The following is a 12,918-nucleotide window of genomic DNA, read 5'->3' on the forward strand; positions in this document are numbered from 1 at the left end:
CGCCGCGCTGTCGAGCAGGCCGCTCAGGCCCGCCAGCAGCGTGTCGTCGCCTCGTGCGGTGGGCACGACCACTTGCAGCAACGCCGTGCGCGGTGCGTTACGGGCGAGCCGTTGCACCTCGGCCAGCAGGTGCTCGACCGCCGCGCCGTAACGCTGCGCCGGCTCCGCAGCCGATGTCGGCAGCGCGCCGCATTGCCAACCCGGCAAGCTCGCCGCCAATGCAGCCGGCGACAAGCCGGCGACATCGCCCAGCAGCACGCGCCGCGCGTCGAACTGCGCAGGATCGACACGCAGCGCGTCGTCGGCCTGCACGTCCGCCAGGCCGTCGGCCGGTACCGGACGCCATGCGGGCAACAGCCACTGCGTCGGCGCATCGTCCGACGACTTGACGCGCGTGGCGAAGCCACCCATGCGCACGCACAAGACGCCCGCCGCGTCGCGCAATTCGAGATCGAGCGTGCGCACGCGCGGATTCGCCGGCGCATCGCGCGATTCGACGATCGACACCCGCATCTCGGCGGTGCATGGCGCGAAGATCTCGACCGAATCGAGCGCGAACGGCAACGCCGCCTCGCTCGGCGCCGCGCCGCTGGCGTCGAGCGCCATGCCGAGCGCGGCCTGGAACGCGCCGTCCATCAGGCTCGGATGCAGCACGAACACGGCCTCGCTGGCCGCGATCTCGGCCGGCAGGCGCAACTGCGCCTGCACGCGTTTGGCGCCGCTCTCGTCGACGCCCAGCGCCAGGCTTTCGATCGCCCGGTGGCCCGGCCCGTATTCGATCCCCATCGCCGAAAACAGCGTGTAGACATGCCGTGCGTCGTAGCGCTGCGCGTGGGCGGCGTCGAAACGCGCGTGCGCCTGCGCGGCCGGTACAGCCCCATCGGTGGCCAGGCGTGCCTGGGCATGCAACTGACGCACGCCTGCGGCATCCACGCAATGGACCTCGGCGCGCGGCCAGCCGCCGCCATCGTCGATGATCTCGACCTCCACGGTGGCCTGCCCCGTCACCACCATCGGCTTGAGCCAGACCACGTGCCGGATCGGCAGCGCGCCCATGCCGGCCCGCTGCACGGCCTCGCGGATCAGTTCCAGGTACGCGACGCCGGGCAGGATCGGCTGCCCGCCGACGCGATGATGATCGAGGAAGAACGCACTCGCATCGAGCGCGCGCGCATAGCGCTTCGGACCGATCTCGCGCAGGCTCAGCCCCGGTGCGGCAGGCGGCGCGGCGGCGGCGATGGCCTCCACCTGCGGCAGCCAGAAGCGCTTCGAGGCGAACGGATAGGTCGGCAAGGCGACGCGGCGCGGCGCGCGCAACCGCGGCTCGCCGTAGAGGCGCGCCCAGTCGGGCGCCGCGCCGGCTGCCCAGCGCGCCGCGAGCGTGGCGGCGTCGAGGCCGGCGGACAGCGGATCGATCGGCTCGGCGCGTGCGCCGCGCGTGCGCTCGACCACGCCCGACACCGCGCCACCGGCGGCATTCGCCTCGCCGGCAACGAACGCCGACAGTTGCCGCAACAGGCCTGCGTGGTCCATCACCGTGCAGGCCAGGCGGAAGCGCATCGCATCGCGACCCAACTGCAAGGTATGGGCGAGATCGCGCAACTGCATGGCGTCGAGCGCCGCGCCGCGTTGCAGGAACGCGAGCAGGCGAGCGGCGGCCTCGCGCAGCGCGGCGTCGTTCTTGGCGCTGAGCGGCACCACGAACGGGCCGGACGGCGGCATCGCGGCCGATGCGGTGGCGGCATCGGCATCGGCGCGCGGCCGGTATTCCTCGATCACCAGATGCGCGTTCGCGCCGCCGGCGCCGAACGAACTGAGGCCCGCGCGACGCGGCAGCTCCACGCCGTCGAGCACCGGCCGCGTCCAGGCGCTGGCCTCGTGCAGCAGTTCGAACGGGCTGCCCGTGAAGTCGAGCAACGGGTTCGGCTGCGCGCAATGCAGGCTGCGATACCGCACGCCGTCGCGCATCGCCAGCAGCACCTTGATCAGGCCGGCGACACCGGCCGCCGTTTCGGCATGACCGATGTTCGATTTCACCGAGCCGAGCCCGCAGCGCGGAGCGGCTTGCCGATCGTCGGCCGTCAGGCCGCGCTCGCGATAGAGCGTGTCGAACGCGCTTTTCAGGCCGTCCAGTTCGATCGGATCGCCCAGCGGGGTGCCGGTGCCGTGGCACTCGATCAGCGTGACGCTGCGCGGATCGATATCCGCCTGCCGATGCGCCTCGACGATCAGTTGCGCCTGCGCGCGCGGGTTCGGTGCGGTCAGCGAGGTGGCCGCGCCGCCGTGATTCTCGGCGGAACCGCGAATCACGCCGAGGATCGTATCGCCATCGCGTTCGGCCAGGTCGAGCCGCTTGAGCAGCACCGCGCCGATCCCTTCGGCGCGCACATAGCCGTTCGCATCGCGCGAGAACGTCTTGCAGCGGCCATCCGGGCAGATCATCCCCACTTGGGAAAACATGATGTGCTGCAGCGGCGAGAGCATCAGGTTCGCGCCGCCCGCGATCGCCATCTCGCAGCCTTCGTGACGAATGCTCATCACGGCGCGGTGGATCGCCACCAGCGAGCTCGAACAGGCCGTGTCGATCACCTGGCTCGGGCCATGCACGTCGAGCAGGAACGACAGCCGGTTCGGGCAGAACACATGACCCAGGCCCGTCAACTGCACCGCATCCATCTGCCCCGACTGATTCGCGAGCGTGGCGTAATCCTGCAGGTTGATGCCGAGGAAGATGCCGACCTTGCGGCCCGACAGCGAGCCGGGCGCGTAGCCGGCGCTTTCGATCAGACGCCACACGCATTCGATGAACAGGCGATGCTGCGGGTCCATCAACTCCGCTTCCTTCGGCGAGATGTTGAAGAACGCCGCGTCGAAGCGGTCGTGTCCGGGCACGAAGCCGCCGTACTTGACGTCGGTGAAGGCGCCCTGCTTCGGATCGCCGTGCACCGCGCGCCAGTCCCAGCGGTCGGCCGGCACTTCCTCGATGCAATCGTCGCCGCGCCGCAAGTGCTCGGCCAGGGCGTCGAGATCGGGGCTGCGGGCGAAGCGCCCGTCCATCGCGATCACGGCCACCGGGGCGTGGGCGGACGATGGGCTGGCGGAGGGCTGCGGCGCGGCGGGCTGGGTTTGCGGGGGCATCGGTGTGGATGCCGTGGCGGGCTGTGTTTGCAGCGGCACCGGAGCGGATGCCGTGGCGGGCTGCGTTTGCAGCGGCGCCGGCGTGGATGCCGTATCGACGCCGCGCGCGATCGCCCGGCGATGACGCGCCAGCCATTGCGCGGGCTGCGCGGGATGGCGAGCGGCAGTCGGCGTCTGCGCCGGAGCCGCCGCAGCGGTGACAGCGGCGGCTCCGGCCCCGACCGCCGTGACCGCCGCAACCGCCGGCTGCACTTCATCCGCCCCGTAATGCGCGGCGATCGCCGCACCGTAACGCGAACGCAAAATCTGCGCGAGGTCGTTCAGGTGACGCGCCTCGAAAAACGTGGTGGGCGCGATCGACACGCCGAAGAAGCGCGAGATCTGCACCATGATCTCGGTGATCGAGATCGAATCGATCCCGTAACGCGCCAGGTTCTCGTCCGGTGCGAGCCGCTCTTCGGGCATCCGCAGCGCCGCCGCCGCGATGCGCAACACGTCGCGTTCGAGACGATCGTCGGCATGCGCGGCCGGCTCGGCCGGCTGTTGCGCCTGGGCGATGGTGGCGGCCTGCGCGACGCGCTCGCGCGCGCGCTGGACCAGTTCCTCATCGAGCACGGCGCGCATCCGCGCGCGCAATTCGTCGGCGTTTCCGGCATTCATCGCGTCGTAGCCTCGAGTTCGAGCGCGTCCTGCTCCAGCAGGTCGCGATATTTGCGCATCTGCGCCAGCAGCTTCCACAGGTCGGCTTCCCACTGATGGCGGCGCGACTTGACGAAGTAGTCCTGCCCCAGATCGGGAGAATCCACGCGCTTCGCGGCCAGGAAGCGTTCGAGCCCGCCCGAGCGCGCGAAGAACGCGCGCGCGTAGCTGACCACGAAGCGGCCCTGCGTCTTGAGGCCGTCGCCGAGGCCGCCGGCCGCGTTGATGAAGCCCATGAACATCAGATTGTCGAGATGGCGCGGCACCGCGTGCAGGAACAGGTCCGGCACGCCGTCCTTCCAGTGCAGCAGGTCGGGCGCCAGGAACGGGAAATCGCGGTCGTAGCCGGTGGCGTAGACGATCACGTCGATCTCCTCGCGCGTGCCGTCGGCGAACTGCACCTCGCGCCCGGCAAACGACGCCACCGCCCCCTTCGGCACGATGTCGCCGTGACCGATGTGATAGAGGATCTGCGAATTCATCACCGGATGCGCGGCATCGAGCGGATAGTCGGGCCTCGGCAGGCCGTAGTCCGCGCCGTCGAAGCCGGCCATGCGGAACACTTCCTCGATATAGGACAGCGTCTCGGCCTTGGTCGCGAACTTGTTGCCGAGCTCCATCATCCATTGCGGCGTGGGCTTGCCCGCGATGAACTTGGGCTGGTAGTAGTAGCCGCGCCGCGTGCTGTGCAGCACGCGCCGGCCGTGATGCACGGCGTCCACGGCGATGTCGCAGCCGGAATTGCCGCCGCCGATCATCAGCACGCGCTTGCCGCGCAACTGTTCGGGCGACTTGTATTCGCTGGTGTGCAGCGTCTCGCCGTCGAAGCGGCCCGGCAGCGGCTGCGGATAATGCGGCACGCGCTGCAGGCCGTTGCACACCACCACCAGCGCGTAGGTCTCCTCGGCGCCGCTGTCGGTCACGAGCCGCCAGCGGGCGCCCACCGGTTCGAGGCGCGCGACGCGCGCGTTGAAGCGCGCCTTCGGATAAAGCCCGGACGCCTTCGCGCAGGCCCGGATGTAGTCGAGCATCAAGCGGTGATTCGGATAATCCGGGTAGCTGTCGGGCATCGGAAAATCCTGCAACTGGGTATTGAACTTCGGCGAGATCAGGTGCAGCGACGGATACGCCCGGCCGCACGACGCCTCGCTGTTCCAGACGCCGCCGAAATCGGCCTCGGCCTCGTAGAGATCGAAATCGATGCCGGCCGCGAGCAGTTCCCGGCCGATGCCGATGCCGGTGGGGCCGCCACCGATGATGGCTACTTTTTCTGCCGCGTTCATTGGGTTTCCTCCAGGGAAATGCCGGCCAGCGCGTCGTAGGCGGCCGTCACCAGATCGTCGAATACCAGGCGCGGCGCGCCCTGCAGGTCATACAGCGCCACCATCATCGGGCCGGCTTCGTCACGGCCGAGGCCGGCCGCCGCGGCCGGCTCGCGCCAGATCCGCACCAGCAACGCGTCGGGCAAGCCGCCGCGATGCAGCACGCTGCCGGCCAGGCTCGGGAAGCATCCGCCCGGCGCGTCGCTGCCGACATACCGCGCCACCAGCGGCCAGACCGCGCCGAGCCGCCACGGATCGAGCGCCATGGCCGCGCCGGGTTCGGCGGGCTCGCACGTCACGCGCGCGAGCAGCTCGCCGGCTTCGTGGTGGATCTCGCGCCCGCGCAGCAGCGCGTCGGCGCGCGCCACGTCGAGCGCGGCGGGCCAGCGCGCCTCGGCCGGATCGAGCATCAGTTCGCCGAAATGACAGGGCTCGGCTTCTTCGCCGTCGGCATGGACGTGGTACAGCAGCCCGTCCGGGTCCGCCGCGAGCACCACGCTCAGCTCGCGCGGCGAACCGTCGAGGCGCGTCGGCCGGCCCCACATCAGGTTTTTCAGCCCCGGCACCGGCCGCCCGGTTTCCAGTTCCCCGGCCGCGCGAGCCATTTCCAGGTACTGGAGGCCGTGCAGCAGACGATCGGCGCCGTGTTGGAGATGCGTGAGATACGGCTCGTCGCCGCGAATCTCGCCAACGTAGCGAGTGCGGCCCGGCAGCGAGGCATTGCGGTTCAGCAGCGGATGCGGCTTGCCGGGCAAAGCGACCGATGGCGGCACGGTTGTCGACGGTGGCACGGCTGCCGACGGCGGCACGGCCATCCGTGACGACGCGGCCATCGGCGACGACACGGCTGCCGACGGCACCCCCGCCGCCGCCCGAGCCACCCAATGCCGCTCCATCGCAAACGGATAGCCCGGCAAATGCACGCGCCCCTGCCCGGCCGGATACACCCGACGCCAGTCGAGCGGCGCGCCGAGCCGCCAGGCGTCCACCAGGCGGCCCAGGTCGCGCGCCGCCACCCAGGCGTCGAGCAAGGCCCGGGCGGCGCCGTCGTCGACCGACCAGGCGGCGGATTGCGTGGCGTTCGCCGGCTGCACGCCGGCTGCCTGCCAGTTGCCGTCGGCGATCGCCGTCAGCTTGCCGAGCAGGTCGGCGCGGCCGTCGAACCTGAAACCGGCCCGCCAGACGAACGCGGTGCGGCCGATTGCGAGCGTCGCCGCGAAGCGCGGCAAATCGAGCGCAGGATGCGCGGCGAGATGCCGGGCCAGCGCACCGGCCGTCTCGACCAGTTGCCCGACGCTGGCCGCCGACCACAGACAAGCCAGCGGGCCGTTCACGACGGAAACAGGCGCGGCCTCCCGAATCGCCGGCTCCTCCAGCACCAGATGCGCGTTGGTGCCGCTGAAGCCGAACGAACTGACCGCCGCGCGTCGCCCACCGAAACGCGGCGACGGCCACGGCTGCCGCTCGGTATTGATGCGGAACGGCGTGCCGCGCAGCACCACGTGCGGGTTCTGCCGCTCGAAGTTGATGGTGGGCGGCATCTCTCGCGCGCGCAGCGCCAGCATCGCCTTGAGCACGCCCGCCACCCCGGCGGCGGCGAGCGTGTGACCGATGTTGCTCTTCACCGAACCGAGCGCGCACGACACGCCCGGGCCGACCCCGGCAAACGCATCGGCCAGCCCCTCGACCTCGATCGGATCGCCGAGCGGCGTGCCGGTGCCGTGCGCTTCGATCAGGCCGATGGTGGCCGGATCGATGCCGAAGCGCTGGTGCACGTCGCGCATCAGACGCGCTTGCGCATGCGGATTCGGCGCGGTGATGCCGTTGGTCTTGCCGTCCTGGTTCAGCCCCCAGCCGCGAATCACCGCGTGGATCGGGTCGCCGTCGCGCTCGGCGTCGGACAGGCGCTTGAGCAGCACGACGCCGATTCCCTCGCCCGGCACGAAGCCGTTGGCGCGGTGATCGAAGCTGAAGCAGCGGCCATCCTTCGACAGCATGCTGACCTTGCTGGTGTCGACATGCATCGACGGCCCGATCATCACGCAGACACCACCGGCCAGCACCAGGTCGCTTTCGCCGAGCGACAGGCTCTTGCAGGCCTCGACGATCGCCACCAGCGAGCTGGAACACGCGGTATCGACCGATACGGCCGGCCCGTGCAGATCGAGCAGATAGGCGATCCGCGCCGCCAGGATCGAGCCGGAATTGCCGGTCAGGCTGTAGCTGTTGCGCTCGCCGACCTGCTCGGCGTAGCCGCTCGGCCCGCTGGCCGCGAACACGCTGCAGCGGCTGCCGGCGAGCTGCGAGGGATCGATGCCGGCATCCTCGATGGCGTGCCAGGCATGCTGCAGCATCAGGCGCTGCTGCGGGTCCATCAGCTCCGCCTCGCGCGGCGTGATGTTGAAGAACAGCGAATCGAACGCGTCGATGTCGTCGAGGCTGCCCATCCATTTGCTGTACGACTTGTCCGGCTCCAGCGGATCGGGATGGTAGTGGCTCGCGATATCCCAGCGGCTGGCCGGAATCTCGTCGATGCAGTCGCGGCCATCGCGGATATTGGCCCAGAAGGCCGACAGATCGGCCGCCTTCGGAAACCGGCCAGACGCGCCGATGATGGCGACCGGCTCGGGACCGGTTGCGACATGGCGGGCGGGTGCGGCAGGGGATGCGATGGCTGGCTGTGCGGGTGCGGGTGCTGCTGCCGGTGCTGCTGCCGACGCCGGTGCTGATGCTGATGCTGATGCTGATGCTGATGCTGCTGCCGCTGCCGACACCGGTGCTGATGCCGCTGCCGGTGCTGGCGGCGGCGCGATGCCGCCGGTTTCGGTCGATGCATCGGTACGCCCGGCGGATCGGGCCGTCACGTCGATGGCGGCACGGCTGGCCGCAGCCATGGCCGGCATTGCCGCGCTTGCAGCCGGCTTGGATACGGCAGCCGGCGCGCGAAGGCCCATCTCAGCCACGCGCTCGATCAAGGCGCCGACGGTCGGATACGCATAGACGCTGGTTGCCGGCAGTTCGATCGAGAACTGCGCGTTGAGCCGTCGCAACCACGTCACGGCCAGGATCGAATCGAGGCCGAGGTCGAGGAATTTCGCACCGTCGCGAATCTCCGCCTCATCGATCATCAACTCCTCGGCCAGCGTCGCCACCACGATCTCGCGGATCGCCGGGCGCACGGCACGCGCGGACGATGCGGCATCGGCCATCGCGGCATCGGATGCCACCGAAACCGGCGGCACGTCGGTTCGCGGCCCCGGCGACACCGCCGCGACTGGCGCGACCGATGCAACTGGCGACACCCCAGCGACTGGCACAGCCGGCGTCAAGGCTACCAGCGACGCCACGCGTTCGACCAATGCACCCACGCTCGGATACGCGTAGACGCTGGTCGCCGGCAGTTCGATCGAGAACTGCGCGTTGAGCCGTCGCAACCACGTCACGGCCAGAATCGAATCGAGACCGAGGTCGAGGAATTTCGCGCCGTCGCGAATCTCCGCCGCGTCGATCATCAACTCCTCGGCCAGCGTCGCCACCACGGCTTCGCGAACTGCCCTCGCAGACGATGCGGCATCCGCCGTCGCGGCAACGGCGACAGCAACAGCAACGGATTCCACCGAAACCGGCGGCACGTCGGCCACTGGAACCGGCGAAACCGGCGTCACGCCCACCAGCGCCACCACACGCTCGACCAATGCGCCCACGCTCGGATACGCGTAGACGCTGGTCGCCGGCAGTTCTATCGAGAACTGCGCGTTGAGCCGTCGCAACCACGTCACGGCCAGAATCGAATCGAGACCGAGGTCGAGGAATTTCGCGCCATCGCGAATCTCCGCCGCATCGATCATCAACTCCTCGGCCAGCGTCGCCACCACGGCCTCGCGAATCGCCGAACGCGGCGAGATCGTCGCCACCGGCCGCACCGCTACCGCCGCTACCCCCGCAGCCTCCACCGGAGCCACACGCGGCAGATACGCCGCGCGCTCGTCCTGCTCGCGAAACGCGCGCTGAATCCGTTCATTCACTTGGGCATTACCGATGAAAGTCGTCTCGTGCATGGCCAACTCGCGCTCGAACACGCGCTCCAGCCGCGCGCCGAGCCGCACGCGCTGCGCCGCCTTGGCGCGCAGCAGTTCGGCGCGCGGCGCGCGCGCGAGACCATGCGCGATCTCCATGGCACGCGGCACGACCTGCGCGGCCGGCAGCACCGTCGCGACACCGCGACGGGCCAGCTCGCGCCCCTTGTACTCGCGCGCCGAAAACAGCACCTCGCGACCCAGTTCGTCGCCGAGCCGATCCGGAAACACCAGCGTCGCGCCGGCGCCGGGCGTGAAGCCGAAACGCAGATAGTTGCTGTGATAAACGGCTTCGGCGCCGAACAGCCGCAGATCGCCGAACATCCCGAGCGACCAGCCCGCGCCGATCGCATGGCCCTGCATCGCGGAAATCACCGGCAGTTCGCAATCGAACGGCAGGCTGTAGATCTTCAGATCGGTGAAGCGCCCGTCGCCGCGTTGCAGATCCTCCAGCCCTTCGCGCGTGCCGCCGCAGGCGAAATAGCGACCGTGGCCGGTCAGCACCACCACCTTGAAATCGGCGGAACGCGCGATCCGTTCGAACGCGTCGAGCAGATCGCGCATCAGGCGCGGCGTGAACATGTTGCGGTGTTCGTGCTCGACCATCCGCACCACCGCCACCCCGTCGTCGTACGCATCGAGTTCCACCGCGCCGCCGTCGAACCGCAGCGTGCTCACGATGCGCGCGGCGGCAGCCGGCGACGGCGTCGACGCCGCCGCGTCCCAGACAGGTTCGCCCTGCTGCGCCGGGTGGCTCGCCGGCAGCGCGCCGCGCATGTGACGCTTCAGCTCGGCCAGCGCCAGACGTGGCGCCTGGGCGATCTGTTGCGCCAGCGCCCGCGCCTCGGCCTCGACCTGCGCCTCGGCGACGATGGCGCCGCGCGCGCCAAGCTCGCGCAAGGCCGCCCCGCTCAGGCCTTGCGGAGCCGCCAGCAGCGCACGCGCCGCGTCCGTGCCGAGCCGCAGCACGAACGGCGACGCCTGTTCCGCCGACAGCGGCGCACGACAGACATACCGCGCGGCCTCGGCCAGCACCAGGAAATCGCAGTGCATCGCCGCGCACAACACGGCGGCGTCGGCACCGGCCGGCAGGCTCGCGATCACGGGCACGCTGCACGCCAGCGCGGCATGTGCGAACGCCGCGCCCGCACCCTGCAGCGCATCGTCCGGTTCGGCAAGGCTGGCGGACGGCAGTCGGAGCAGCACGGCATGCACGCCGGCATCCGCGCCAGCCTCGGTCAGTTCCGCCGTCAAGCGTCGGGCCAGCGATGCACTCCACGGTGCGTCGCTTGTCACGGCGCGTACGCCGTCCTGGTCGGTCAGCCGGTGCACGACGTGCGCGAGCGCATCGTGCGACAACGGCAGCAATGCGGGCGGCACGGCATCGAACGACGCCAGCGCGGCCAGCCCGACCCGCGGCGGTACTGCCGCCAGCGAGGCATGCGACGCACGCGATGCGGCGGCGAACGACGTCAACGCTTCGAGTCGAACGCGCGACGGCGTCGTGGCCGAATCAGGTTGCTCAAGGACAGGCGATGCGGCCGGACCCTGCCGCGACAGCGTCGTAGCCGATTCCGGCTGCGCAAGGACAGGCGCTACGGCCTGATCCTGCCGCGACGCCGTCGTAGCCGAATCCGGCTGCACAAGAACAGGCGCTACGGCCTGATCCTGCCGCGACGGCGTCGTAGCCGATTCCGGCTGCGCAAGAACAGGCGCTACGGCCGTCCCTTGCCGCGACAGCGTCGCAGCCGATTCCGGCTGCGCAAGAACAGGCGATGCGGCCGAATCCTGCCGCGACCGCGCCAGATCCCCCCCGGCCGCCAGGGCATCGGCCGCAGGCGCGGCCACCGGCCCGGACGTGTCACCGGCCTTGGCCGCCGCGCCCTCCACCCAGTAGCGCTTGCCTTCGAACGGATAGGTCGGCAACGGAATGCGGCGCATGCGATGCGCGCCGAACAGCGTGCCGTAGGGCAGACGCTCACCGGCCAGATAGCAGTTGGCCAGATCGTGCAACGCTTGCCGGTAGGCCAGATCGTCGCCGCCGGCGCCATCGGCCAGTCGCTCGATCAGCAGCGCGCCCGGCGAGTCGTGCCTCACGCCATCGTGCGGATCGCGCTCGTCGAGCGTCGCAACCCGCACCGCCGAATCCGGCGCGGCGTTCAGCCAGCCGCGCAGATGCACGGCCAGATCGGCGACATCGCGCACCACCACCGCAAGGCGGTGCTGGCAATGCTTGCGCCCCGCCAGCAACGTGAAGGCCAGGTCGCCGCAAGCCAGGCTCGGCTCGGCCTCGACGCGCGCGAGCAAACGCTCGGCCTGCCGACGCAGCACCGCCTCGCTGCGCGCCGACAGCACCACCAGACAGGCCGGCAACATGGCCGGCACGTGCGCTTGCGGCGGCGCTTCCTCGATCACCGCATGGGCATTGGTGCCGCTGAAGCCGAACGAACTGATCGCCGCGCGGCGCGGCGCGTCATGCCCGGGCCACGGCAGCGCTTCCTCGTTCATGAAGAACGGGCTGGCCGCCATGTCGATCGCCGGATTGCCGCGTCCGACGTGAATCGCGGGCGGCAGCGTGCGGTGGCCGAGCGCCAGCAGGATCTTGACCACGCCGGCAACGCCGGCCGCCGTGGTGGCATGGCCCAGGTTCGCCTTGATCGAGCCGAGCGCGCAGAAGCCGCGCCGCTCGGTATAGGCGCCGAAGGCACGCGTGAGCGCGGTGTGTTCGATCGGATCGCCGAGCACCGTGCCGGTGCCGTGCGCCTCCATCATGCCGATGCCGATCGGGTCGATGCCCGCGTCGTCGTAGAGGCGGCGGATCAGCCGCTCCTGCGACAGCGCGCTCGGCGCGGTGATGCCGTTGGTGGTGCCGTCCTGATTGGTGCCGCTCGCGGCGATCACGCCGAGCACGGTGTCGCCGTCGGCCAGCGCCTGCGACAACGGCCGCAGGACCAGCGCCGCCACGGCCTCGCCGGGCACGATGCCGTCCGCCCCCTCGCCGAACGCGGCGCAACGCCCGGACGGCGACAGCATGTTGGCCTGGTTCGCATACAGGAAGAAACGCGGCGAGGATTGCACGAACACGCCGCCGGCCAAGGCGATCTCCGAATCGCCGCTCCACAGGCTCTGGCAGGCCAGATGCAGCGCCACCAGCGAACTGGAGCAGGCGGTATCGACCGCCACCGCCGGCCCCTTGAAATCGAGGTAATACGCGATCCGCGCGGGAATCAGCGAGCTGGTGTTGCCCCAGAACGCCTGCCCCGGCGGCTGGGTCTGGAACAGCTCCTGGTAGTCGCCGGCGCTGCAGCCGACGAACACGCCGCAGCGACGCCCCGCGATGTCCTCGCCGGCATGGCCGGCATGTTCGAGCGCCTTCCAGGCTTCCTCCAGGAACAGCCGCTGCTGCGGGTCCATGTAGGTCGCCTCGAGGCCGGAAATGCCGAAGAACATCGCATCGAAACGCGCGACGTCGTCGAGGAAACTGCCGTCGCGGCACACCGTGCCGGGCGCGGCGTCGCGATACGGCGTGTCGAGATCGAAGCGCGTCGCGGGCGTGACCAGGTCGCGCCCGTTCAGCAGATGGGCCCAGAGTTCGTCCACATCGGCCGATTGGGCAAAGCGCCCGCTCATGCCGACGATCGCGATCGGCTCGCGAGCGGTCGGCGCGGCGGCCGAACGCGTCG

General features: G+C 70.3%; 3 protein-coding genes. All 3 read right to left on the reverse strand.

Translation table 11 applies throughout. The features are described from left to right. Window positions 1-3,798: beta-ketoacyl synthase N-terminal-like domain-containing protein (locus tag ACYP33_RS14735; protein ID WP_459622576.1), on the reverse strand; the 3,798-nt coding region annotated here is incomplete at its 3' end. Further along, window positions 3,795-5,120, reverse strand: coding sequence for a flavin-containing monooxygenase (locus tag ACYP33_RS14740; protein ID WP_459622578.1), 1,326 nt, complete (start codon window positions 5,118-5,120; stop codon window positions 3,795-3,797). The genes ACYP33_RS14740 and ACYP33_RS14735, both read right to left, overlap by 4 nt. Next, a complete protein-coding gene (locus tag ACYP33_RS14745) occupies window positions 5,117-12,880 on the reverse strand; it encodes a beta-ketoacyl synthase N-terminal-like domain-containing protein (protein WP_459622655.1) in 7,764 nt (2,587 codons plus the stop codon). Before ACYP33_RS14745 ends, ACYP33_RS14740 begins: the two co-directional genes overlap by 4 nt. Between the last annotated feature and the right edge of the window lie 38 nt (window positions 12,881-12,918).

This window comes from Burkholderia sp. 3C (assembly GCF_054589155.1).

Excerpts from the sequence above, each read along its gene's own strand:
- ACYP33_RS14740 (WP_459622578.1), bottom strand. The coding sequence starts at position 5,120 with ATGAACGCGGCAGAAAAAGTAGCCATCATCGGTGGCGGCCCCACCGGC.